The following is a 24,361-nucleotide window of genomic DNA, read 5'->3' as shown; positions in this document are numbered from 1 at the left end:
ACTTTTTCTCTTTTAAATAGGTCCTATGTACAACATAATCGATTTATTTAAAAAAGAGCCGCCCTTCATTAAGGGACAGCTCTAAGCTAATTTTTTCAATTCTCAGTTGGACTCGTCATCCAAAACCTCATCAAATGCTGCTGAGACTTTATCGAATTCTTCGTCACTTTCAATTGCTTCAAAATCGCCTTCTTCATCGACTTTTAAGAAGAATACGTCGATGTCTTCTTCTGTTTCTTCTCGCAAGTCCTCTACAAAGCCTACCGCTACATACTGAGTACCTTCAATATTGATAGACGCTAGCACTTCAACTTCATGCTCTTCATTTTCCTCATCGCCAATTGTAAATATTTCTCCGACTTTAATTTCTTCCATTGCTATTACCTCACTTTAAAAAAGTTACATATTATTGTTTTACCAATCCATAGACAGTTCATGCAGTTTTTCCAACATTATTTTATTTCCCTTAATTGGTCGATGAATTCAGTATGAAAATAAATCCTACGATTCATTCAACGAAGATAAAAAGACATTCCTGAAAAATCTGTCTAGATTCCATTATGGCTGTTTACAAGATCTACCGCAATAAAAGTTTACTCTTGCGGGTTTGTAATGGACCCCATAAATAAAATTACATCCGTTTTTTCATCTACAATGAAGATATAAAATGGACGGTTCACTTCCATATGAAATGGATCGTACATTGGTTGCATAGCTGCTGTTTCCATTTCTACAGAAGTGACTGCTGCAGCCTCTGTACCTTCTTCATTTACATCAATAAATGTTTTTTGTTTTACACTGCTAATCGCTATTTCTTGTGCTTCCTGAATCATATTTGAGAAATTCGCATTTTTGTTAAATGCTGATGACATACCTAACGATTCTAATGTTTCCTTTAGCTCCACTTCATATTCTAGTTTGAATTTCGGTAGTAAAATGGTGCCTTCCGTTTCAGCAAAACTCCCACGCCACTCCTGCCAATTTTCATATGTGAGCATTTTTTCAAACTCACCTAAACTTATGCTCTCATTTGGTAAAAAAACTTCCATTCTTATATTTTCATTTTGTCCATAAGGAAGCGACACTGCTTGGAATAGGTTATTTTCCATATAAAATAGGTGTTCATGCAATTCCATTAATGGCACATCTTTTGTAGAGCCACCTTCCAAAGTGAACTCATGCGCTTTAGTCAATGAGGCCTCAAAGGGATATGTCCAACCACCGTAAAAATAAATAGCGTTGATGAGCATTGTCACAAATTCAGGATTTAATTCTTCTCCGACAATCTCTCCTATTTTTCCATTTGTTGCTTTATTAACCCAATCATTGATTACTTTTGGTGACTGAGCATCCTCTATAATAATTTCTTTGATTTCCGCATTAAAATAATCTCGACTAGTTGAGGCAAACTCTTCTTGGAAATGATAGCTTTCATTTAACCAAATGGAATTCGCAATACTTAGTTGAATTTGCTCTGCGTTTTCACTCAAGATGGTCATTAATGATGCATTAGCCTTATTTATATCCTCCGCATTAAGTCCATTTGCATTTAAAACATTTGAAATTTCTTCTTTTGTTTCTCCGTCCGCGCCGTTATAGACCATAGCGAGAGCCATAAATAAACTTGTCGGTGAAATAAAGATATTCCCTTCTTTATCCCTAGGAGCTTCTGCTAGAAGTTGAAAACCTAATTCGTTATTAGAAGACACGATATTAAGGTAATCCTCTTTCCCAAATTCCACATCGCTTGAAATTTTCAGACTGTCGCTTGAAGTACTAGTAGTTCCACAACTAACAAGGAGTAAAGAAAGCATCATCATAATGATTAATAGTTTTTTCAATTCACTCACCACCTATCTAATTTCCTTAACATTAATTCACTGGGTAATCGTTTTTTCCATTGGATTCGAAATTGAGCCCATAAATAGAACAACTCCTGTTTTATCATCTGTGATTGCTATGAAGAAAGGTCGATTCACTTCCATATAAAATGGCATTTCAGCCGATGCACTCTCAGTTACGATTTCAACAGAGGTTGCCGCTGCGGCTTCAGTCCCTTCTTCATTTACATCAATAAATGTCTTCTGTGTTACTTTACTTATCCAAAGAGGGACTTTTTCTTCAATCATTTTCGAGAAATTCGCATTATCAAAAGCGCTCGGCATACCAAGTGTTTTCAATGTATCATTTAATAAAGCTTCATATTCCAACTGAAAACGTGGAAGAAGGATAGTGCCCTCTTTTTCATTAAATTCCGATTTCCATTTCTCCCAGTTCGTATTATTGAGAAGTTTTTCAAATTGTGAAATAGGCACATTTTCTCTCGGTAAAAAAACTTTCATGCTCAAGTTTTGGTCGTCTCCATATGGGAGTGAAACCGCTTGGAACATTTCGTTTTCCATATAAGCTAATTTTTCATTTAATCTCATGAGGGATACTTCTTTTGTATTGCCGCTTTCTAAAGTAAAAATGCTTTTTTCTGTTTGCTCTTTATTAAATGGATGTGTCCAGTTCCCTTTAAAATAAATTGCATTGATTAAAATCGTAACTAAATCAGGGTTTATAGGTGGTTCAACTATTTGATTGATTTTTCCGTTTGTTGCATTTTTTACCCAATCATTCATTGTGTTAGGCGCCTCGGGATCGGATATGTTGATTTCCCTAATCTCTGCATTAAAATAATCTTTGTTCTTTTCTGCAAAAGCTTCTTGGAAATGGTAGTGTTCATTGAGCCAAATGGAATTAGCTACATTTAATTGAACATCCTTTGTATTTTGAAACAATATCGACATTAGAGACGCATTTGCTTTGTTTAACTCTTCTGCGTCAATCCCTTCAATATGTAATACATTAGCCATTTCCTCTTTTGTCACACCATCTGCTCCGTTATAGACCATTGATAATGCCATTACTAAGCTTGTTGGTGAGATAAATATATTACCGTTATCATCTCTTTCAGCTTCTTCCATTAGTTCAAACCCTAACTGATTATTCGAAGACACGATTGTTTGGTAGTCTTCATTACCATATTCTACATCGTTCGCGATTTTTAAACTTTCATTTGAACTTCCCGTACCACAGCTTGTTAAGATGAACAAATTAATTAACAGGAATATCGTTAATAACCTTTTCAATTCAATCAGCCTCCTCTATAACATTGGACTTGGTATTTGTTGAAAAGTTACGTTTTGTTGAGCAATTTTACCGAGGTTAGCTCGAGTAAAAAACATGGATAATCTAAACCGAACCCGTACACAATAAAAATCGGAGGTGAAACTTTCGTGGCAAAGAAAAATAAATTAAAAAATAACCAAAACAACAACAACAACAACAACCTTAAAAATCAAGAAATTGCTCAAGAACTTGATGTAAATGAAGTTCGTGAATTAGCAAAACAAAACAAAAAGAAAAATAAAAAATAATTATCAAATATATGTAACGACAAAGGCTTTTAAAGTAGCTTCCCCTACTTTAGAAGCTTTATTTTATTGCTTAATATTAACAATGAAACCAAAACTAAATAGTAATTTTTTTCTCTTTTTGAGGAAAAATATTTATTGTAGTACTACCTTTGAAATCATTTTTCTGAAATAAATCTTTAGTCATAAGGAGTCAAAATATGAAACGAACACCAGAATTTATACTCGGATTACTCGGTGGAATCTTCGGCTTTATCGGTGCTATTATGGCATTATTTATTGGCGGTATTGATGCAGCATTTTCTTCAACTGGTGAAAGTGAAGTAACTGGCTTAGGATGGGGCGCTGTGTTATTCTCTATCATCGCTATTGTTGGCTGTATTTTAGTTCGAACAAAGGATAAAATTGGCGGTATTTTAATGCTTGTTGCCGCAGTTGGGGGCATTATATGTATTTCATTATTTTATCTAATACCAGCAATTTTACTCGTTATCGCTGGTGTAATGGCGCTAGTAAGAAAACCGAAAAACATATTTGCATAAAGTTTAAATTAAGGAAACTCGGGAACATTAGAGAGTTTCCTTTTTTGTTCCTTTTTATTAAACCCTTTCCCTTCAAGGATTAGGTCTTATTAATATTTATAAAATGAGCAAATATAGTAATATTAAAATAGGTGAATAGATATTTTTTGGGGGGATGGAATATGTCACAAACTTTTAACGCGCTTGTAGTAAATAAAGAAGAAGAAAATTTCACAGTAAAGGTGCAATCATTAACAGTTCAAGACTTGCCTGAGGGTGAAGTGTTAATTCAAGTTTCCTATTCGGGTATTAATTACAAAGATAGTTTAGCTAGTATACCAAATGGAAATATTGTAAGGTCTTATCCGTTTGTTCCTGGCATTGATTTAGCTGGTGTTGTCGTATCTTCTGAAGATCCTCGTTTTAAAGAAGGTGATGAGGTCATCGCTACAAGCTATGAAATTGGGGTTTCTCATTTTGGAGGTTATAGTGAATACGCCAGAGTAAAAGCTGATTGGATTGTTCCTCTTCCTAAAGGGCTAACGTTAAAAGAAGCAATGACAATTGGTACTGCTGGTTTTACTGCAGCATTATGTGTTCAACGACTAGAAGAGAATGGATTAACACCTGATAAAGGACCTGTTTTAGTTACAGGTGCAACTGGTGGTGTAGGTAGCTTTGCCATCTCCATTCTTGCAGCTCGTGGTTATCAAATTGAAGCAAGTACTGGGAAAGCTTCAGAATCAGAGTATTTAAAGAACCTTGGGGCAAATGAAATCCTTTCACGCGAAGACGTTTACGATGGAAAAATAAAAGCATTATGTAAACAAAAATGGGCAGCTGCAGTTGATTCAACTGGTGGTGAAATACTTGCTTCTGTCATTAGTCAAATTCAATATGGTGGGGCGGTTGCAGCTTGTGGATTAACAGCTGGCACAAAGCTACCAACGACTGTGTTTCCATTTATTTTAAGAGGTGTGGATTTACTTGGTGTAGATTCTGTCTATTGCCCGATGGAAACTCGTGCAAAAACATGGGAACGCCTTTCAACAGACTTCAAACCTACAAACTTAGATGATTTTATCCAACAAGAAGTGACACTTCAAGAGCTACCTGATGCACTTCCTACTTTATTAGAAGGAAAAGCAAGAGGTCGAATTATAGTAAAGCTGTAGCAAAAAGACATATAATTTTTTCTTTGTACATTTAATTCAGCTCCTTGAGCAAAATAAGTTGTATCATACGTAAAATTGGAGGAGATTTGTATGAAGAAAGAAGAAGGTAAATTTAATGCAGAAGCTGCAATGAATAATAATTTGGGTTCAGCTACAATACAAATGAATTCCGAAATTGCAAAACAGCATGTAAAGCCGAAAACAGAAAAAACTGATACAAACAAAAGAAATGAAACAAAAATGGTATAACTAAGTGATATTTCAGGGCAGCTTTGCAATGGGTTTGGGACCTTTTGCAAAGTTGCTCATTTTTTTCGCTTCTATTCTTCCTGTATAAATCGCACTTCATCATGCCCACAATCTGTGCAAACCATTAAATGTGGGCAAATTTGATCTTTTGCTGTAAATGGGTAGCCATCCCCCATTTTCACCGTTTCTTCATCATTGTAGTGACCATAGGGATCAAGATAATCGGATACCTTTCCCGAATCCTCCAATCTTTTTTGACATTTTGGACAGTAGGCTTCTAATTCTTTAATGGAATTACATAAAGGACACATTGCCATCTTTCTCATTCCTTTGCATTCATTTATTATCATTTTTGGACAAAAGATGAATATTTACTCAATTGACTATCGAAAATGCAACAAGGATTTTAATAACTCCGAAAAAAAATGAACACTCCTTAACGGAATGCTCATTTTCCTACTATTAGTTAACTGGTACGTAATCTCCTGATGACTGATCCATTACGTAAAGTTTTCCATCTGTTCGGACTTCAAACATACCTAGTAGAGGTGTAACATTAGGATCACCTACACCCATTGCCTCGTTATTTTGTCGAACTTCAATGCTAATTTTATCGCCATTTGGGTAGGCATCAATGATTAAATAATCTAACGGCACGTCCAAGTAAGTAGCAACATACCCAAAAATCTCTGTCTCAGATAGATTTAAAAAGTTTTGACCATTCTCTAGCTGTTCACCAAGTTGGTTTGCTACTTCATTAAAACTATTGATAAATTGTTCTGTACCATTTTTAAGTTCATCACTATTGATAAATTCCTCAGCACCTTGAATTAGTTCGTCACTATTTAACATTTCTTCAGCATTTTTAAAAAGTTCATCGACTAAATTTTCTTCTTCACTTTGACAACCTGCTAGAATCACACTAAATGCAAATAATAGCAGTATGAAAGATTTTTTCAAAATAACACCCCATTCAATAAGTTAGTTTCATTTTACTATACGTTTTAAAATAAGAAAGGTTTGCTTTTTTATGAAAGTATTATTACTAGAATGACCTTTTATGCTTCATCAATATTTATTTGCAGAAACGAGGGGCCAAATCCGAACAACCACTTTATTAGAAAAATGTAAAATAGGGTCAGTGGATTCGGGCAAAATTTTATATTTTGATAGTAATTCGTTATGAAAAAAACTTGCTTCCGCTTTTTGTAATAGCCAAGGCTGATGCAATATATCACATCGAAGCGGTTCTCCTTTCTGATTAGTCGTATATAAACAATAGCGCTCTACCAACCATTCATCTAAAGACCCTTTTCTCGCAAGAAACTTTTCGGTTATTGGTTTGTACTGACAAATAAGCGCATCCTCCCCTATTGTCTCACCACCAAATTCAATTCTATTTCCCTGACGACGAAAATTCATAGCTACATAGTAATAGGGTAAGTTAAAAAAGATTTTTGCCATGTTTGCACTAATCCAATTTGCCGCAGTAAGACCGAAAAAGTAAACACCTGGTTTTCCATTAAATGTTACATAAGTTCGGATATTATACCCAGGAAAACTCTGCATACCAGGAATTGCAGGTAACCCTTTCATACGCATGGTACTTGTCAGATATGGCACAATGGTCACCCATCCATAACCATCAAAGGTATCTAACGTTAAAGCTTTTGGTATAAGTCTTTCTAATAACTCCCTTTTTACAGGATAGTGAACAAATAAAATATCGCTCCACGTTTGCTTCATCACCCACGGTAAATGAGGAGCTCTTCTTAATTTTTGATTGTCGTAAGGCTTGTGTATTTCAATATTTCCATGTTCATTCATCGCATCTCCTCATTATCAAGATTATTTCTCTCATTCAGAATTTCCCTTATCATTTTTCTCAAAAATTACCACTATTACACATTTGTAAAAATAAATTTTGAAGAATATTTTATAATCCAGTAAGTAAATAATTGTGTTGAGAGGTCATTTGCACAACTAACAAGGAGGATGATTGGATGAATGTACAAAGAGCTCAGGAAATCTCAGAATCACCAGTAATTGCAAACGTATTTTACAACGGTGAGCGAGTCTTTATTCAGCATGTAGATGAAAAGAAAGAAACTGCAAGAATTTATCCTTTAGATGATCCAGCAAATGAACGTGAAGTATCGTTATCTAGTTTGAAAGAGAGTTTGAATTAATTTGTGAATTTCCCCTAAGATAAATAAAAAGTGAGAACGAATGGAAGTCGGTCGTTCTCACTTTTTTATGCATTTATTTATGATAAAATTTCAATTGCAACTAGTAACCATGAAACTAAAAATAATACCCCACCAATTGGCGTAATGGCACCTAGTTTTTTAACTCCAGTTACAGCGAGTACATAAAGACTTCCACTAAAGAATATAACTCCTGCAAACATTAAATAGCTCGCCCAAGAAAGTAAGGCTGACGTCCCTAATAAGGCATCCATCGATAAAATTCCAATTGCTATCATTCCTAAAGCATGGTACATATGATATTGCACCGCTGTGTTCCAGTATTGTTCATGGCGGGGTTCTGGAAACTTATCTTTTAAGGCATGGGCACCAAATGCACCAAGTGTTACTCCTAGAAAGGCTAAAACTGCACCTAATAATAAACTTATGTTCATCACGAACCTCCAATATGTATGATTAATTTTACTATATATCTTCTAAATTAAGGATTCAATTAATTAGAGCAAACATCTTAAGCATACCAATATAAAATTGGCATAACCCTAAAATAGAGCTATGCCATTTATTTTTACAATTGATTTTACATTAACAAAAACTAGAATTATTATTAGTTGTGACTAATGTCGAACTACACACACCTGTCTCTGGTAATTCAAGTTCAACTTTTTTGGATGCCTCAATATCTCCTACTAAATAAGCAACGATCGATCGCACTTGTTCATACCCTGTTGCCATTAAGAAAGTAGGAGCGCGACCATAGCTTTTCATTCCAACAATGTAGAAGTTTCTTTCAGGTTGTCTTAAAATTTCTTCCCCATGTGGTCTAACTGTTCCACAGCTATGAAGATTAGGGTCAATTAATGGCGATAACGCTTCTACACTTTCCGTTACAGCATCCACACTTAATCGAAGTTCACGTAAAAATGAAAAATCCGGGCGACTACCTGTGTTCGTAATAATCTCTTCCATTCCTGAAAGAATAAACGCTTTACCTTTGTATTCACCGATTAAATCAATACCCATTTCTGTATGTTTTAATTGATAAATTTTAAAAGGAGTGAAAACTTTCACGCGTCCTTCGTCCACAAGCTGATGAATTCTCTTTCCTAATTCCCCTCTTGCTTCCAACGCATCTTTTTCTTCTCCACCGTATGCATCTTCCACTTTTGCTTTTCTCATCACCCAATAAATTTCTACTTGCTCACCTAATTCTACTAGTTCTAGAATGGTGTTAATTGCAGAATGGCCCCCTCCAATTACAGCAACTCGTTTATTTAAATATCTATCTCGATCCTTCCCTTGAATATTCGGAATACCGTAATGAATCGATTTATTTAGTAGGATTTCTTCTGCCGTCCATATGCCATCTGCATTGACCGGGTTTGGATTAGACCATGTACCTGTTGCATCTATTACTGCTCTTGCTTCAATTCTTTCTGTATCACCTTGTTGCTCCACATATAAAACAAAAGGTACATCTTCTCTTCCAGTATTCTTCATTTTATCAAAGCCTTTTTTACTAACAGCAATGACTTTTGAGTTAAATAAAATACGGTCTTTTATTTCAGGTAAGTTTGCTAACGGTTCTAAATACTGTTCAACGATTTCTTTACCAATAGGAAGCTTTTCTTCAGGTGGAGCAATCCAACCACTTTTCTCTAACAACTTCTTCGCCACTTTATCAATATTATATTGCCAAGGGGAAAATAATCGAACATGCCCCCACTGCAAAATGTGACTTCCAACACGAGAACCTGATTCTAACAGAATAAAGTTTTGACCTTGCTCTACTAAATGAGCAGCAGCAGCTAAACCGATTGGTCCTGCACCAATAACTACAATTGGTAAATGTGTAAAAAGTTCTTGCGAAGGTTTGACTCGGTTGTATTGAGTTGATGTATTACAACAATTACTCATGGCTTCCTGTTTTTCTGTTGGACCACAACATTTACTTGAGTCGATAATATCGAACTCTAATTTATTCATCCTAAAACCTCCAACCACTCTTATTATTTGTAAATTACAAGTATTAGACCCGAAAATTAAAACAACATTACCATTAATATAATGGCGTACAACAAACCGAGGTCTTTGCCATGCAATCGTTCAATAATTGCAATGATCGTAGTACCGTTTCCTTTTCAAATTCATTCATATGAGAAAAAACTTCTTCTAAATATGCATTCATAGAATGATCAATGCTTGTTGCGACAAATTTCCCTTGTACCGTAAGGCTTAATATAGACACTCGCTTATCTAACGGTGAAGGGGTTTTTTTCACTAATTCCATCTTTACTAAAGTTTGTATTTGTCTGCTAAATGTGGTGATATCCATTGCTAATGTATCTGCAATCTGTTGCATAGACGGCTCTTTTTGTTTATCAATTTCATAAAGGATATGACTTTGAACTAATGAAATTTCAAAATTACCCACTGTACAACAATTTTTATTAAGTAAACCAAATCTTCTTGTTAATACATGAAAAATATCGCGACTTATTTCCATAACTTCCACCTCTTAAGTAATTTATACTGTATTTATTTGCATTTTACAAGTAAAACGATTAGAATTAAATTACATTTTTATGAATTGGAGGTAATGTGTAATGTCGCTTCAAATTAGAAAAGTGATGGAGAAGGATTGGGAACAAATAAGATCCATTTATGAGGCTGGTATTGCAACAAAAATGGCTACTTTTGAAACGAATGTCCCCTCTTCTTTTGAACAATGGTTTGGAAATGCAAATATAGCATGCACACTTGTCGCAGAAGAGAATTCAAAGATTTTGGGCTGGTGTAAACTAACACCAGTATCTACTAGAGAAGTTTACGCAGGTGTAGGTGAAGACAGCATCTATATCCATCCAGATTCTAAGGGCAGAGGAATCGGCACATACCTTTTACAAAATTTAATCCTCCAATCCGAAGAACAAGGATTTTGGACTCTTGAAGCCAAAATTTTCGAGGAAAATACGGCAAGCATTCAGCTACATAGAAAGAACGGATTTAAAATTGTTGGGATTCGAGAAAAAATAGCTAAACTTGATGGTGTTTGGAAAGATGTTGTGTTTTTAGAGAGAAGAAGTACAATCGTCGGCAAAGACTGATAAATGGTCATGTATGACACTGAGCGACTGTTATATTCCTCTCATCCTTTTCCATTTTCTTATTTTCGCTCTAAAGGATTTGAATGGTGCAACTGTATTAATATGTATCCATTTCCAAATGGGCCAATTAGAAGGAGTAGTAGTTGCCCATTGTCTACCTCCTTGCTCAAATAATTCTGCATCATTATAGCTCTCTACTAATTGAATGATATTATTAACATTTTGCTCAAACATATTAATTAACATTTCAATCGAATCATCTGCATATCGATCATAAAAACTCTGATAAAGTCCGCCCAGGTTATTCCATTTATAATCTGGCGTCGGAGTTATGACTTCTTTTCCCTCTTTATTATCCTGTTCCCAAGATAATATTAAATTAATCCATCCTAATTGATAAGCGATCATCTGAAATGGTGTTTTGTCCACTCCATCTACTAAAATATCTTTATCAAGATTATTAACAGTTCGAAATTCATTGATAAATAACTTTGCTCTTTTAGTAATTTCATCAATTAAGACTTGTTTATTAGCATATTCTTGCAATCGAAATCATCCCTTCTGGTACGTTTCTTCAAGATAGTGCGACAGTATGAACCTTAAAGTATCCTAAACTAGAAAAGAAGCACTTACCCATGTATGGTTAAGCGCCTGATGGTGTGAATGGTTATTACAACTAGAAAATTAAATCAACCACCAAAGAATAAATCGAGAATATTAGAACCTCTTGATGAATTTTTATTATAGAACTCTGAATACCCACAATTATTACAATACACTACAACAAATTGATTGTGCTGTATATCGAACATTTTAGAAAGCCCAGTTCCCGTCATAGCTACTTCTTTTGTATCTGCGTTTTTACTTCCACATTTTATACATCCTTGATTACTCAACATTTATTCCCCCATTGAAATCATTGTTTATTCTTAATACGAATGGCCTGTAAAAAAGTTCCACATCAAACAAATAAAAATCAGTATTTGCAGATTAATAACATTAATGAATTTTATTAAAGGTTTAATTCATATTAATACAATATATTTAATAGGATTATATTGTTTACAATTCTTATAAGCATTGTTATGATTTATTGTGTTATGTTACCATAATTTTCTTGTAAAATGATATGGTTGAATAACACAACCCTAAACAATTGTTATCCAATTTAGTTGTTAGAGAAGTAGTAATAGATAAAATTACATTATCAGTTGTATTGTCTTTATTCGCATATTTTCGATCCTGTCAAAGTCGAAGTAACACTAATACTAATGAGGATAATCATTGTTGGGGTTAATGAGTGCATTTTTCATACTTCTCCCCTTTTATAACTACGGATTTATGATTCAAATACATTCCTTCTACATAAAAACCTACTAAACCTATCTATATTACCGAAATTAAATATTTACAATTTTACTAGGGATTGCTAAAATAATTTTGTTACATAATATTTCTATTTATGATGATAAGTGGGTGATTTATTGAATAAAGGTAAAAAAGATATAAAATGGTATGATAATCGTCTCGTACCGTGGGTTTTACCTATTTTCATAGTGATTTTGTGGCAATTACTCGTACAATATAAAATTATTACAACCACATTATTACCTTCACCACTTGAGGTAGTGGATGCTGCAATTCGACTTTCTGAATCAGGTGATTTGCAAACACATGTGTTGATTAGTACGCAAAGAGCTTTGATTGGCTTTATCATCGGTGGAGTGATTGGATTTATTCTAGGATTAATCAATGGGACAGTTCTTTTCTTTGAAAGAACTATTGATACAACCGTTCAAATGATTCGAACAATCCCCCATCTAGCATTAATTCCACTTGTTATTTTATGGTTTGGGATTGGCGAGGATGCAAAGATTTTCTTAGTTGCCCTTGGCGTGATGTTCCCAATCTATATCAATACATTTAATGGAATAAAAAATGTAGACAGAAAACTAATTGAAATGGGAAATGTTTACGGACTATCCCGAGGGAAATTATTTACAAATATTATATTACCTGGTGCTCTTCCTTCTATATTAGTAGGGATTCGATATGCATTAGGAGTAATGTGGGTATCTTTAATTGTTGCTGAAACGATTGGTACTGACGCTGGAATTGGCTTCATGGCAACGAGCGCTCGCGAATTCATGCAAATGGACATTATCGTATTAACAATCGTTCTATATGCCATTTTGGGGAAACTATCTGATTTAATTGCCAAGCTATTTGAACATCGCTTATTAAAATGGCATCCAGCTTTTCGTAAGAAATAAAGTGAAGAAATTGAGGTGTCACGGATGTTTAGCCTTGAATTAAAGAATGTAAGTAAAAGTTATGGGGATAATGAAGTCCTACATAATATTAATCTATCAATTAATCCTGGAAGTTTTACAGCAATTGTTGGTCGTAGTGGATGTGGGAAAAGTACATTACTTAGAGTGATTGCTAAGCTTGAAGCAATTACAAATGGTACCCTTTCCTTTTCTGGCATCGGAAATAACAATCCAAAAATTCGCATTATGTTCCAAGATGATCGCTTAATTCCTTGGAAAAGTATTATTAAAAATATAGAACTTGGGGCCGTTAGCAATGATGTTGCACAGACCTCCCTTAAAAAAGTAGGATTGATTGATAAACAGGGTGACTGGCCTGATGAATTGTCTGGCGGTCAAAAACAACGTATCGCCCTTGCCCGAGCATTAGCGAGCAATCCAGATATATTGCTTTTTGATGAACCTCTTGGTGCTCTAGATGCTTTAACTCGCATTGAAATGCAAAATTTAATCGAAGACCTATGGCAACAACAAAAGTTCACTTCCCTTCTTGTTACCCATGATGTAACAGAAGCAGTTCGACTTGCAGATCGTGTTATCGTCATCGACAAAGGGTCTATCCAATTAGATGAGATTATTGATTTACCAAGACCTCGTGAACGTGATGAAAAATTCACTTATTACGAGCAAAAAATACTGAATCAAATTTTAAGGGGAAATTAGAATGAAAAAAACATTATTATTATTAATTACTGCGATTTTCGTATTAATTTTGGCAGCTTGTGGAAGCAGTGAGTCAGCAAACAATGAATCTACTGATACCACATCAAACAACTCTACTAATGGTGAAAGTTCTGCACCTGCAGACAAAGGTGTTATTAGAATTGGTTATCAAAAAGGGAATACACTTAACATTTTAAAAGAACATGGTAATCTTGATACAGCGCTTAAAGAAGCTGGTTATACAGTAGAATGGAAAGTATTCCCTACTGGTACAGTTTTACTTGAAGCATTGCTAACAGACAATATAGATTTTGGTCACGCTTCTGATGGTAACGCGGTATTTATGCAAGCTGGTGGTCACCCATTAAACTATGTAGCTTCTGAAGCACCATATCCAGAGGGTGTTGCTTTAGTAGCAAAAGCCGAATCCGATATTGAAACAGTTGAGGATTTAAAAGGTAAAAAAATCGGTGTAACTAGAGGCGGTAACCAACATTACTTATTACTTGTTGCATTAGAACAAGCTGGCATTTCACAAGACGAGGTTGAAATCGTATTCTACAAAGATGCTGCTGAAGGCTTAGCTGCTTTCACTAAAGGTGAATTTGATGTTTATGGTTCATGGGATCCATATTTAGCAATCGTTGAAAACACAATCGAAACACGGACAATCGTAAGTGGTTCTGATTTAACAGAAAACCGTACATTCTATTTTGCAACCGAAAAATTATTAACTGAAAAACCTGATGTAGCAAAAATCATCCTTGATGAATTACAAAATGCTGACCAATGGGCAAATGAAAATAAAGATGAAGTTGCTGAAATCTTAGCTAAGGAATTAGGTTTAGATGTCGCTCCACTTCAACAAGCTAACAATCGCCGTACATTTGGTGTACAAAAAATTGATGATGCTATTATCACAAGCCAACAACAGTTAGCAGATACATTCTTTAAAGCAGGTTTATTAGAAAATGAAATTAGCGTTAAAGATGCTGTAAATGTTGATGATGCTATTATCCCGAGTAACATTGAATAAATAGGAGGTTTTAAAATGACGGTAACAGTTGAAAATACACATTTGAGCTATGGCTCATCTGATGCTCCCGTAAAAGTCGAAGTTTTTCTAAATCTTGCTTGTCCTTATTGTGCAACTTTTTTTGAAAATGCTGATCAAACATTAAAATCCTACATTCAAGATGGTAAAGTGCAATATATCATTAAACACTTTGACAAACCACGTGAAATGCTATTGTATGGTACATTAGCAAATTGCTTCTTTGACTATAAAGACCCAGAGAAAATCTATGAATTAATGAAAGATTTTTTTGCTAAGCAGAGTGAATGGCATGAAAAAGATAGCGACACAATAAAGAAAATGCTAGTTGAAGAGTATGGCTTAAAAGAAGAACCTGAAACGATTGATATTGGATTACAAATCGTCGCTGAGGCTGTAAAGAGAAATGTGAAAATGGTACCGGCTGTTTTTATTAATGAAAAGGAATTCCAATTTCCAGTTGAATTAGACGCGAAACAGCTTAAGGACGAGGTTGACCAATTATTATAAGTTAGCATTTTAAAAGAGGTACGGGTTTAGAATTCCTTACCTCTTTTTCTTTTTATCTTTTCTTTGTAAAAAGTGTCAGTATGATTAATACGACTATTACACCAAGAACAACACCCATCCAGTTAAATGATCCCCTACTATCTGACTCTAGCTGATCTGATGGAGATTGAGTTGTTTCGGATGCGTCGACCATAAATAAATATGTACCATTGATTGGATGTCCATCCTCACCTACGATATCCCAGCTTACTTGATATGTTCCTTCCTTCAACTGGGCATTGATTTTCCCAACTATAGTATTGTTGTCCACCGAAACTTCAACTGGAATCTGTTCGCCAGTTTCACTTATTAACGTTATTGTACTTGTGTTTTCAATTGGTGTATCAAATTCCAATATTAGTTCGTTTAAATTGTTACCTGCGATTTGACCATCAGCTGGTGATGATTTCGTTAAAGTTGAATGAGCAAAGGTTGACGTTTGGAACATGAATAAAATAATAAATATTCCAACTAAAATCTTTTTCACTTCTGTCCTCCTAAAGAGAAATTTGGTTCGATGTATTATATAAAAATTAACTTCCAATTAGACTAGTTTCTTGACATATTTGTCCATCATTTCCTTGAAAAATCACATTCAATTTGTTAAATTGCTAGGGATTTTGCTTTACTATTTTAAAAGTTTTATTGTAAACATATTGTAAATCTCCCCCATTTATTGTTAAAATGAGATTGCAAGTTCATATCGAGAAGAATGTGGGGGAGCTGGTATTTGCCAGCTGAGATTGTATCCGATAGATACTAACCCTTTGAACCTGATTTGGTTAATACCAGCGTAGGGAACATCGACTTTCAAATTTATTACTATTTGAATTGAATGTTTATGTGTACGTCTGGGATACCCTATCCTAGACGTTTTTTTATTCCCGCTTTAACGGGCAACAGGCATCTCACCTCTCTTCGAGTATGGATTTAGTTCATATTATTGGAGGATTACAACATGAAAAAATTATTGATCTTGCTTTTGATGACAGTTCTAGCACTTTTCGGCTGTCAATCACAATCGGAAGGAAACAATTCTAACGAGAACGTTTCTGAAACAAGTACTCAAAAAGAACTGAAGAAAGTATCCGTTGTGTTAGATTGGACACCAAATACGAATCACACTGGTCTTTATGTTGCCAAAGAGAATGGCTACTTTGAAGAACAAGGATTAGATGTTGAAATTATCATGCCAGGTGATGCTGGGGCTGATCAGTTAATTGCTTCTGGAAATGCAGATTTTGGTGTGAGTGTTCAAGAATCAATCACTCAGGCTCGTACTCAAGGGGTACCTATTGTTTCTATCGCTGCAATTATTCAGCATAATACTTCTGGATTCGCTTCACCAGCTGAGTTAAATATTACTTCACCGAAAGATTTTGAAGGTAAAACCTATGGCGGTTGGGGCTCCCCAATTGAACAAGCAATTATCGATACATTAATGAGCGTTGAAAATGCTGACATTAATAAATTAGAAATCATCAATGCGGGAGATGCAGACTTCTTTACGATGGCAAACCAAGGTATTGATTTTGCTTGGGTTTTCTATGGTTGGACTGGAATTGAGGCAGAACTTCGTGGAGAAGAGATTAACATGGTTTATTTAACGGATTACTCTGAAAAACTTGATTACTATACACCAGTTCTAGCAACAAATGAAAAAATGATTTCAGAAAATCCCGAAATCGTTAAAGCATTTGTTACTGCTGCGTCTAAAGGATACCAATTTGCGATAGACAACCCTGAGGAAGCAGCAAGTATTTTATCTTCAGCAGTACCTGAGCTTGATGCAGAGCTTGTTGTAGAGAGTCAAAAATGGCTCAGCTCAAAATATCAAGATGATGCACCTCGATGGGGTGAACAAAAGCTTGAAGTGTGGCGAAACTACGCGAACTGGATGGAAGACAATGGCTTTTTAGAAGGCGAATTTGATCCAGAAAAAGCATTCACAAATGAATTTTTACCTCAATAAGGAGCGGATAACAAATGGCAAATGCATTAGTTAGTATACAAATCATCCCTAAAACAAATAATGGCGAAAGTGTCATTCCATACGTTGACGAAGCGATTGCGGTAATCGACACTTCAGGCGTAAAATATCAAGTTAATCCATTAGAAACAACGATGGAGGGTAATCTTCCAGAGTTACTTTCGATTATCGAAAAAATGAACGAAAAGATGATTGAATTAGGTTGTCCAGGTGTACTTTCCCAAGTGAAAATATCCTTTAACCCTGATGGTGTTTCAATGGATAAATTGACGGAGAAATATCGTTAATGAAAGGCTCATGGAAACGAGGAGGAAGGTCTTTTCTTTTCCTCCTCTTTTTATTCATCCTTTGGGAAGTACTTGTTCGGATTACACAAACACCAATGTGGCTATTACCTGCTCCTAGTGATGTATTCAAAGAAGCAATGATTGGTTTTGATAATTTTTATGGTCATTTACTTTCAACCATTTATTTAGCAATGTTAGGTCTTTTCATCGGCTGTAGTATTGGTCTTATTATTTCCATCATTCTTTATCGTTTACCGAAAGTAAATGAAGTGTTGTATCCGTTATTAATTTTATCTCAAAATATACCAACTATCGTTCTTGCTCCCCTTCTAATCATTTGGTTTGGTTTTGGGATTTTACCAAAGTTAATTATTATTAGCTTAGTATGTTTTTTCCCTATTGTAATAGCAAGTATGGACGGATTTAGACAAACCGCTCCAGAACTAAAGCATTACATGCAAATGGTTGGCGCAAGACGCAATCAAATTTTTTGGAAGCTTGAGTTTCCTCATGCCCTCCCCTCTCTATTTTCAGGACTGAAAATCGCCGCAACATACAGCGTGATGGGGACTGTTATATCGGAATGGCTTGGTGCAAAATCAGGTATCGGGGTATATATGACCCTTGCACAATCCTCTTTCCGAATCGATCGTGTATTTGTCGCGATTTTCTTTATTATGTTGTTAAGCTTACTATTATTTGGACTCATCCGATTCATCGAAAAAATGGTCGTCAAAGGCAGAAAGGAGGCTGTGTAACATGTTGTTAACTATTCATGAATTAAATAAAACCTTTGGGAATCTTCAGGTATTGAAGGATATTAATTTGCAAGTAGATGAAGGGGAATTTGTTGCTATTCTTGGACCTTCTGGAAGCGGAAAAAGTACACTATTTCAGTTAATCGGAGGAAATCTCCTAGCTGATCATGGAACCATTTCTTTAAATGGAGAAGTTATCAATGGAAAGAAAGGCTTTATTAGCTATATGCCACAACAGCCTTCCCTCTTTCCATGGCGTACTGTTTTAGAAAATGTTGTACTGGCTGCTGAGATAAATGGGAAGCCAAATTATAAGGAAGCAAAAAGGTGGCTTGAAAAGGTTGGATTAGATGAGTTTGAGAACTCCTATCCGATTGAGTTATCTGGTGGGATGAAGCAACGGGTTTCCTTTATACGAGCATTATTAAGTAAACAAAGCATTCTCTGTTTAGATGAGCCCTTTTCGGCACTAGATGAATTTACAAGACTGAAAATGCAAAAATGGCTTCTATCAGTTTGGGAAGAAAATCGTAAATCTGTATTGTTTATAACCCACAGTATTGAAGAGGCTTTATTTTTAGCGGATCGAATTTATATATTATCAAAGCGCCCAGCTAGGGTGAAGGCTGAAATAAAAGTTCCTTTTGCAAGACCAAGAAACGAAAGCTTGTTAGAATCAAATGAGTTTTTCACAATGAAGCAAAAGATATTCCAAACGATTAAGGAGGAAATTGAAGTATGATGATTGATGCACATATTCATCTTGATCATTATCATCCACTACAGCAAAAGGCGATCTTAGATGACCTTTCAAAACATCAGGTGGATGCTTTAATTTCCGTTTCTTTTAATTTGGAATCCTGTTTAAAAAATCACAGATACTCATTAGAGGATTCACGTATAAAGCCCGCCTATGGCTTTCATCCAGAACAAGATATCCCTTCCGATGATGAAGTAACTAAGCTACTTGACTGGATGGAAGGTCATGTAGATGAAATGGTTGCTGTTGGTGAAGTTGGATTACCTTATTATAAACGCTTGGAAAGTGACTCCCCTTTTGATTATGGGCCTTATGTACAGTTACTAGATCAATTTATGGCATTTGCAGCAAAATGGAACAAACCGATTGTCCTTCATGCAGTCTATGAAGATGCTTTAATTGCATGTGATTTACTTGAAAAGCACGACATAAAAAATGCTCATTTTCATTGGTTTAAGGGAGATGATTCGGTTACTCGACGGATGATGGAAAAAGGGTATTTTATTTCAATCACACCCGACGTATTATATGAAAAGGAAATTCAGCAGCTCGTTCGTTTATACCCTATTACACAAATAATGATAGAGACGGATGGTCCTTGGCCGTTCGAAGGACCTTTTGAAGGACAAATGACAGCTCCAAAAATGATGAAGCATTCTATTAAAAAAATTGCACAGTTAAAAGACTTAACTTTTGAAAAGACTGAAAGAATTCTCTACGAAAATACAAAAGGATTTTATCGTATTTGATAGATTTCTTCTACTCTTGAAAAATATTTATTCAATACATAAAGAAGCCATTTTGAATTTTAAAATAGCTTCTTTTTCTTTAGTAAATGTATTCCTGTAGTTTCGAACTAACTCACTAGACTGAAAGATAAGCTGATCATATTAAAGTTTCTAACAACGGATCTTTACTTTCATTAAATGATGGATATATTTGTGGGTGAAGGATACTAGCGATTTTACTTAAACCCATTAATAGTTTTGGTGAAGGTCGACAAAATAACGGTTCGTCTAGTATGTACAGCTGATTATTTTGAATGGCCGCCAACTGCTCTACCCCTTCTCTTTTTAAAATTACCTTTGGGTTTACTTTTTCTTTCTTTACCCCAACCCAAACTACGCATATTACTTCTGGGTTTCTGCTTTTAACATCTTCCCAGTCTGTTTTTACACTCGCTTTGGGCATATCATCAAATACATTTCTTCCTCCAGCAAGCTCACTAATTTCCGTTAGCCAATTGGTCGCACCAGGCGTGAAAATTGGTTTTGCCCACCATTCCCAATACAACGGTATCTTTTTTTCAACTTGCTTACTTAAAGTGCGATAATTTTGAAGTATTTGATTGTACTCATTATACAATTTCCTTGCCTTATCAGCGGTGTTTGTCACGTCACCGACAAACAATATACTATCCCCAACTTCAGTTAGTGATTTTGGATTCGGTACAATAACATATGGAATTTTTCGTTTTTCTAATTGTTCAATATTTCGTTCCATTCCAGGAACAGAAAGAGAAGCGAGTACTAAGTCCGGTTTTAACTCTTCAACCTTATCCATATCAATACTTAAATCAGAGCCAAGCTGTGGCAATGTTTTCACTTCCTCTGGCCAATCGGAATATTTATCTACTCCTACTAAAGATGAAGATAAACCTAAGTACCCTAGCAATTCTGTATTACTCGGGCATATTGATATTAATCGCATCTCATCACTCCTTTTGGAATTCCTCCATCAGTTCATAAATACGTGTCAATTGGATATTTTCACGAACAACTTGGGCTAATATATCAAAGGCTTCTTCCCTTTTATGATTAAAAGAAGCTCGATTTCGTATTGGAGCCAACCCCTTTTTCATTCTTATTTCATTAAGGATTGTTTCTCGGAATGCATCGTTATGAAAGATACCATGCAAATAGGTGCCAAAAATTTTCTTGTCTGACGTCATCGCTCCATCATAACGATTGGATAATTCAATAAGAGGAATATAATCCTTCTGAAACGTTGATTGCCCCATATGAATCTCGTAACCTTCCACATGAATACGTTCTTTTCCAATCATCGCAATTCCTTCTGAACGAACTGTCGTTTTATCTTTAGCCATGATTGTTTGCATTGGAATTAGTCCCAATCCTTCGATCATTTGATAGGATGATTCCACTTCAGCTGGATCAGATATTTGATTGCCTAACATTTGATAGCCACCGCAAATGCCAAATATCATTGTCCCGTTGTTAATCATTAAATGATGAATCCTATTTGCTAACCCTGATTGGTGAAGAAACATCATATCTTCAACCGTATTTTTGCTGCCTGGCAATATAAGAAGATCCGGTTGTCCGATTTCTTCTACCGTTTTTACATAACGAACGGAACAATCCTGTTCTGCAAAGAAAGGATCAACATCTGTAAAATTAGATATAAACGGGAAACGTATTACTGCTATATCAATATCTTTTTCTGTATTTTGAATAGATGTATATTGGTCTAAAATGACGGAATCTTCCGCTTCAATGAATAGATGATCTATATATGGGACAACACCGAGAATCGGAACACCTGTATAATCTTCAAACCAGGAAAGGCCTGGCTGTAGTAAGGAAACATCGCCTCTAAACTTATTAATAATGACACCGATAACCCGTTTTTTATCTTCTGGTTCTAAAAGCTGCAATGTACCTACTAAGCTTGCAAAAACACCACCTTTTTCAATATCCCCGACTAAAATGACAGGGGCGTTCGCAATTTTTGCAACACGCATATTCACAAGCTCCCGATCGTTCAAATTAACTTCTGCTGGACTCCCGGCTCCTTCAATGACAATTCTTTCATATTCACTCGCCAAACGATTATATGATTCTTGAATAATTGACAGCCCCTGTTCATAGAAATCCTGTCGATATTCTCCTGCCTTCATATTTTTATAAGCCTTTCCATGTACAACGATTTGGGATTGGGTAACGCCACTTGGTTTAATTAATATCGGATTCATATCCGTCGTTGCTACAATACCCGCAGCTTCTGCTTGTACACCCTGTGCCCGTCCAATTTCTTTCCCGTCAACGGTAATGTATGAATTTAAAGCCATATTTTGAGACTTAAATGGCGCCGTTTTATAACCGTCTTGATGAAAAATTCTACATAAGGCTGCTACAATAGAGCTTTTTCCAGCATCCGAATGGGTTCCTTGAATCATTAACGGAATTCCTTTTCCCATGATTTCACTCCTAGCCTTTACCCTTGGTGAGATTCATTTCTTCTTATTGAACAAAATTTTCTATATGATCGTTCATAGCAATCTAAAACTCTATTCCTTTCACTGCAGGAATACCTTCATCATAATAATGTTTCTCCGCATCAATAACAGAAACAAGATCAGCGATATCTTTCACTTCCTGTTTAGCACCTCTTCCCGTTATGACGAGATGAACATGTTCTGGTTTATTTTTTATTAATTCAATTACCTCGTTTAAAGGTAAAACATCGTCAATTGGAAATTTATCGATTGCAAGAGCATTATTCAGCTCATCTAAAACAACAATATCAAACTCCCCACTCATAACCGCTTCCTTTGCAATAGGCCAAGCCTTCTTTAATGCTTCTCTATGCTCCTCAGGTGTTTTGGTCCAAGTAAAACCTGTCCCTAGCTGAACCATTTCTACACCTATTTTTTCAAGTGCTATTTGTTCCCCATATGAACGCTGCGGTGATTTAATAAACTGAAAAATTTTCACTTTCAAGCCTCTTCCTACCGCTCGTACCGCCAAACCGATAGCTGATGTTGTCTTTCCTTTTCCATCACCAGTAAACACAAGAGTTAATCCCTTTTTGCTTGTTTGTTCCATATTCCCCATCTCCCTTTTCTTTTTTAGTGAATTACTCAAAGGATATAAAAGATACACTTTTCTTATATTGAAGACATTTTCTTATCCAGTTATCTACTACAGCTGGGTTTGATGCAAAATGGAAATGCGTATAGCCAGCTACAAGATTTTGAGTTAAGTAGCCTTCTTTATTCACACCGCGCATTCCTCTTGTTTCGTATGCATGTAATCTATTTCCCTCTAAGTTTTGATAAGTAGAGTAATGAAACTCATGTCCCCGTGCCGTTAAGTCCGAAAGAAGATAATTAGAATTTAATCCACGAATTTCTCTATATCCTAATGCAGCTAAACTTTGTTGCATTTTTACTTTCCCAGGAATGACTCCTACCATTTTGTATTGTTTCTTGTCAGTTGTTTCGATAGATTCTGTTAAATACATGAATCCCCCACATTCAGCAAGGGTTGGAAGTCCGTTTTCAATGGCTCTCTTTATTGAATGTTTAGCCTTTTCATTTCCCTCAAGCTTGTAAGCAAACTCTTCGGGAAATCCTCCGCCAATATAAAGTCCTTCTACATCACTTGGTAATTCCTCATCTTTAAGTGGTGAGAAGTACACAAGTTTTACTCCCTTTGCTTCCATAATTTCTAAGTTTTCAGGGTAATAAAAGTTAAAGGCAGCATCCCTTGCTACGGCAATTTTTGCAATCTTTTCTTTTGAACCTATAAACAGAGAACCTGTTTCGCTTATCTTTAATGGTTCAGCTTCAGCTATTTCTAGCAATTTATCTAAGTCGATTGTTTCTGTAATGAGGTCTCCCAACTTCTCAAAAAATGGTTCAAGCTCTCCTCTTTCAATTGATGGGATCAATCCAAGATGTCTTTCTGGAATTTCGATATCCATGTCTCGCTTTACATATCCAATAACCGGTACCTTGCACTCTTGCTCTATTGCCTTTTTAACAAGCTGATAATGTCCTTCGCTACCTACTTTATTGGCAATCACTGCAGCTAATTTTGGCCCATCTGAAAACATTTGAAAACCTTTCACTATTGCCGCTGCACTCCGAGCCATACTTTCACAATTTACTACGAGGATAACGGGACTTTTTAAAATCATACTAATTTCCGCTGTACTGCCTTCATTGGATTCAGGATTCTTCCCATCATAAAAGCCCATAACACCTTCTATAACAGAAATATCACTTCCTTGACTTCCATGTATGAATACTTCCATCACTCGCTCTTTTGTAAGCATCCAGCTATCTAAATTTCGAGATACTCGTTTTGTCACTGCTGTATGATAAGTTGGGTCAATATAATCCGGTCCACATTTAAAGCCTTGTACCGCTAAACCTTTCTTCCTTAAAGCTGCCATTATGCCGATTGTCAGCGTTGTTTTTCCAACACCACTTCCTGTACCCGCGATAACAATTCGTCTGCCCAAACGTTATCCCCCTTTATG

Annotated in this window: 31 protein-coding genes and 1 riboswitch; of the genes, 15 read left to right on the top strand and 16 right to left on the bottom strand. The window is 35.5% G+C overall.

All coding sequences use genetic code 11. The features are described from left to right. Positions 1-102: 102 nt before the first annotated feature. From CD30_RS00440 to CD30_RS00430, 3 genes are all read right to left on the bottom strand, one after another. Positions 103-375 carry a DUF1292 domain-containing protein gene (locus CD30_RS00440; RefSeq protein WP_036170849.1) on the bottom strand — a complete coding sequence of 91 codons (273 nt, stop codon included), beginning with the start codon at positions 373-375 and terminating at the stop codon, positions 103-105. Between the two features lie 218 nt (positions 376-593). Beyond that, positions 594-1,841 (bottom strand): serpin family protein, encoded by a 1,248-nt coding sequence (locus CD30_RS00435; protein ID WP_036170847.1) that lies wholly within the window; start codon positions 1,839-1,841, stop codon positions 594-596. 36 nt (positions 1,842-1,877) lie between these two features. Further along, complete coding sequence (locus CD30_RS00430; protein ID WP_052125991.1) at positions 1,878-3,134, bottom strand: serpin family protein; 1,257 nt, start codon at positions 3,132-3,134, stop codon at positions 1,878-1,880. 147 nt (positions 3,135-3,281) lie between these two features. Here CD30_RS00430 and CD30_RS19980 point away from each other — a divergent pair, with 147 nt between their 5' ends. The 4 genes from CD30_RS19980 to CD30_RS19975 all read left to right on the top strand — a co-directional run bounded on the left by CD30_RS19980 (position 3,282) and on the right by CD30_RS19975 (position 5,364). After that, a complete protein-coding gene (locus CD30_RS19980; protein WP_156962291.1) occupies positions 3,282-3,422 on the top strand; it encodes a hypothetical protein in 141 nt (46 codons plus the stop codon). Positions 3,423-3,619: 197 nt separating this feature from the next. After that, the gene (locus CD30_RS00425) at positions 3,620-3,961 is read left to right on the top strand and encodes a DUF4064 domain-containing protein (protein ID WP_036170844.1); all 342 of its coding nucleotides are present in this window, start codon (positions 3,620-3,622) and stop codon (positions 3,959-3,961) included. Between the two features lie 161 nt (positions 3,962-4,122). Beyond that, a complete protein-coding gene (locus CD30_RS00420) occupies positions 4,123-5,115 on the top strand; it encodes an NADPH:quinone oxidoreductase family protein (RefSeq protein WP_036170841.1) in 993 nt (330 codons plus the stop codon). A gap of 90 nt (positions 5,116-5,205) precedes the next feature. Then, positions 5,206-5,364 carry a hypothetical protein gene (locus tag CD30_RS19975; protein WP_156962290.1) on the top strand — a complete coding sequence of 53 codons (159 nt, stop codon included), beginning with the start codon at positions 5,206-5,208 and terminating at the stop codon, positions 5,362-5,364. A gap of 71 nt (positions 5,365-5,435) precedes the next feature. On the opposite strand, the gene CD30_RS00415 is transcribed toward CD30_RS19975, so the two are convergent. From CD30_RS00415 to CD30_RS00405, 3 genes are all read right to left on the bottom strand, one after another. Beyond that, positions 5,436-5,681 carry a hypothetical protein gene (locus CD30_RS00415; protein WP_036170838.1) on the bottom strand — a complete coding sequence of 82 codons (246 nt, stop codon included), beginning with the start codon at positions 5,679-5,681 and terminating at the stop codon, positions 5,436-5,438. A 145-nt stretch (positions 5,682-5,826) separates the two neighbouring features. Then, positions 5,827-6,324 carry a hypothetical protein gene (locus CD30_RS00410; protein WP_036170836.1) on the bottom strand — a complete coding sequence of 166 codons (498 nt, stop codon included), beginning with the start codon at positions 6,322-6,324 and terminating at the stop codon, positions 5,827-5,829. 108 nt (positions 6,325-6,432) lie between these two features. Then, positions 6,433-7,191: a YqjF family protein gene (locus CD30_RS00405; RefSeq protein ID WP_036170834.1), complete on the bottom strand. Its 759-nt coding sequence runs from the start codon at positions 7,189-7,191 to the stop codon at positions 6,433-6,435. A gap of 176 nt (positions 7,192-7,367) precedes the next feature. Here CD30_RS00405 and CD30_RS00400 point away from each other — a divergent pair, with 176 nt between their 5' ends. Beyond that, the gene (locus tag CD30_RS00400; protein ID WP_036170832.1) at positions 7,368-7,553 is read left to right on the top strand and encodes a small acid-soluble spore protein H; all 186 of its coding nucleotides are present in this window, start codon (positions 7,368-7,370) and stop codon (positions 7,551-7,553) included. A 77-nt stretch (positions 7,554-7,630) separates the two neighbouring features. Here the strand turns inward: CD30_RS00400 and CD30_RS00395 are convergent, their stop codons facing one another. The 3 genes from CD30_RS00395 to CD30_RS00385 all read right to left on the bottom strand — a co-directional run bounded on the left by CD30_RS00395 (position 7,631) and on the right by CD30_RS00385 (position 10,077). After that, on the bottom strand, positions 7,631-8,005 hold the full coding sequence (locus CD30_RS00395; RefSeq protein WP_036170830.1) for a DUF423 domain-containing protein: 375 nt from the start codon (positions 8,003-8,005) through the stop codon (positions 7,631-7,633). Positions 8,006-8,156: 151 nt separating this feature from the next. Then, positions 8,157-9,557 (bottom strand): NAD(P)-binding domain-containing protein, encoded by a 1,401-nt coding sequence (locus tag CD30_RS00390; protein WP_084077565.1) that lies wholly within the window; start codon positions 9,555-9,557, stop codon positions 8,157-8,159. Positions 9,558-9,630: 73 nt separating this feature from the next. Beyond that, the gene (locus CD30_RS00385; protein ID WP_036170828.1) at positions 9,631-10,077 is read right to left on the bottom strand and encodes a MarR family winged helix-turn-helix transcriptional regulator; all 447 of its coding nucleotides are present in this window, start codon (positions 10,075-10,077) and stop codon (positions 9,631-9,633) included. A gap of 100 nt (positions 10,078-10,177) precedes the next feature. Here CD30_RS00385 and CD30_RS00380 point away from each other — a divergent pair, with 100 nt between their 5' ends. Continuing rightward, positions 10,178-10,678: a GNAT family N-acetyltransferase gene (locus CD30_RS00380; RefSeq protein WP_036170826.1), complete on the top strand. Its 501-nt coding sequence runs from the start codon at positions 10,178-10,180 to the stop codon at positions 10,676-10,678. Between the two features lie 30 nt (positions 10,679-10,708). Here the strand turns inward: CD30_RS00380 and CD30_RS00375 are convergent, their stop codons facing one another. Beyond that, a complete protein-coding gene (locus tag CD30_RS00375) occupies positions 10,709-11,224 on the bottom strand; it encodes a ClbS/DfsB family four-helix bundle protein (RefSeq protein ID WP_036170824.1) in 516 nt (171 codons plus the stop codon). Between the two features lie 143 nt (positions 11,225-11,367). Then, positions 11,368-11,574, bottom strand: a complete 207-nt coding sequence (locus CD30_RS00370; protein WP_036171398.1) for a zinc ribbon domain-containing protein — start codon at positions 11,572-11,574, stop codon at positions 11,368-11,370. Between the two features lie 588 nt (positions 11,575-12,162). Here CD30_RS00370 and CD30_RS00365 point away from each other — a divergent pair. The 4 genes from CD30_RS00365 to CD30_RS00350 are packed head-to-tail and all read left to right on the top strand — an operon-like array spanning position 12,163 to position 15,238. Beyond that, positions 12,163-12,951 carry an ABC transporter permease subunit gene (locus CD30_RS00365; protein WP_235801974.1) on the top strand — a complete coding sequence of 263 codons (789 nt, stop codon included), beginning with the start codon at positions 12,163-12,165 and terminating at the stop codon, positions 12,949-12,951. Positions 12,952-12,975: 24 nt separating this feature from the next. Beyond that, on the top strand, positions 12,976-13,674 hold the full coding sequence (locus CD30_RS00360) for an ABC transporter ATP-binding protein (RefSeq protein ID WP_036170821.1): 699 nt from the start codon (positions 12,976-12,978) through the stop codon (positions 13,672-13,674). A 1-nt stretch (position 13,675) separates the two neighbouring features. Next, on the top strand, positions 13,676-14,710 hold the full coding sequence (locus CD30_RS00355; RefSeq protein WP_036170818.1) for an aliphatic sulfonate ABC transporter substrate-binding protein: 1,035 nt from the start codon (positions 13,676-13,678) through the stop codon (positions 14,708-14,710). Between the two features lie 15 nt (positions 14,711-14,725). After that, positions 14,726-15,238 (top strand): thioredoxin domain-containing protein, encoded by a 513-nt coding sequence (locus CD30_RS00350; RefSeq protein ID WP_036170815.1) that lies wholly within the window; start codon positions 14,726-14,728, stop codon positions 15,236-15,238. 52 nt (positions 15,239-15,290) lie between these two features. On the opposite strand, the gene CD30_RS00345 is transcribed toward CD30_RS00350, so the two are convergent. Further along, the gene (locus CD30_RS00345) at positions 15,291-15,764 is read right to left on the bottom strand and encodes a copper resistance CopC family protein (protein ID WP_052125990.1); all 474 of its coding nucleotides are present in this window, start codon (positions 15,762-15,764) and stop codon (positions 15,291-15,293) included. Between the two features lie 219 nt (positions 15,765-15,983). Beyond that, a riboswitch (TPP riboswitch) is annotated at positions 15,984-16,094 on the top strand. A gap of 141 nt (positions 16,095-16,235) precedes the next feature. On the opposite strand from CD30_RS00345, the gene CD30_RS00340 reads away from it, so the two are divergent. From CD30_RS00340 to CD30_RS00320, 5 genes are read left to right on the top strand one after another with little or no spacing between them, the layout of a single operon-like run. Beyond that, on the top strand, positions 16,236-17,249 hold the full coding sequence (locus CD30_RS00340) for an ABC transporter substrate-binding protein (RefSeq protein WP_036170812.1): 1,014 nt from the start codon (positions 16,236-16,238) through the stop codon (positions 17,247-17,249). 14 nt (positions 17,250-17,263) lie between these two features. Next, positions 17,264-17,554, top strand: a complete 291-nt coding sequence (locus tag CD30_RS00335; RefSeq protein WP_036170809.1) for a thiamine-binding protein — start codon at positions 17,264-17,266, stop codon at positions 17,552-17,554. Continuing rightward, positions 17,554-18,312, top strand: a complete 759-nt coding sequence (locus CD30_RS00330) for an ABC transporter permease (RefSeq protein ID WP_036170807.1) — start codon at positions 17,554-17,556, stop codon at positions 18,310-18,312. The genes CD30_RS00335 and CD30_RS00330 overlap by 1 nt, the downstream gene beginning before the upstream one ends. A gap of 1 nt (position 18,313) precedes the next feature. Continuing rightward, positions 18,314-19,054: an ABC transporter ATP-binding protein gene (locus CD30_RS00325; protein WP_170933624.1), complete on the top strand. Its 741-nt coding sequence runs from the start codon at positions 18,314-18,316 to the stop codon at positions 19,052-19,054. Further along, positions 19,051-19,821, top strand: a complete 771-nt coding sequence (locus tag CD30_RS00320; RefSeq protein WP_036170805.1) for a TatD family hydrolase — start codon at positions 19,051-19,053, stop codon at positions 19,819-19,821. Before CD30_RS00325 ends, CD30_RS00320 begins: the two co-directional genes overlap by 4 nt. Before the next feature lie 136 nt (positions 19,822-19,957). Here CD30_RS00320 and CD30_RS00315 read toward each other — a convergent pair whose 3' ends face one another. The 4 genes from CD30_RS00315 to CD30_RS00300 form a co-directional block, all read right to left on the bottom strand. Beyond that, complete coding sequence (locus tag CD30_RS00315; RefSeq protein ID WP_036170803.1) at positions 19,958-20,782, bottom strand: cobalamin-binding protein; 825 nt, start codon at positions 20,780-20,782, stop codon at positions 19,958-19,960. Positions 20,783-20,786: 4 nt separating this feature from the next. Beyond that, a complete protein-coding gene (locus CD30_RS00310; protein ID WP_036170801.1) occupies positions 20,787-22,292 on the bottom strand; it encodes a cobyric acid synthase in 1,506 nt (501 codons plus the stop codon). 82 nt (positions 22,293-22,374) lie between these two features. Then, the gene (locus CD30_RS00305; RefSeq protein WP_268871074.1) at positions 22,375-22,959 is read right to left on the bottom strand and encodes a cob(I)yrinic acid a,c-diamide adenosyltransferase; all 585 of its coding nucleotides are present in this window, start codon (positions 22,957-22,959) and stop codon (positions 22,375-22,377) included. Continuing rightward, a complete protein-coding gene (locus CD30_RS00300; RefSeq protein WP_036170797.1) occupies positions 22,952-24,343 on the bottom strand; it encodes a cobyrinate a,c-diamide synthase in 1,392 nt (463 codons plus the stop codon). The genes CD30_RS00305 and CD30_RS00300 overlap by 8 nt, the downstream gene beginning before the upstream one ends. Positions 24,344-24,361 lie beyond the last annotated feature (18 nt).

The sequence above is a fragment of the Ureibacillus massiliensis 4400831 = CIP 108448 = CCUG 49529 genome (assembly GCF_000772965.1).
Classification (GTDB): domain Bacteria; phylum Bacillota; class Bacilli; order Bacillales_A; family Planococcaceae; genus Ureibacillus; species Ureibacillus massiliensis.
The sequence above is the reverse complement of the archived record's forward strand: the minus strand, read 5'-3'. Positions and strand labels throughout refer to the sequence as shown.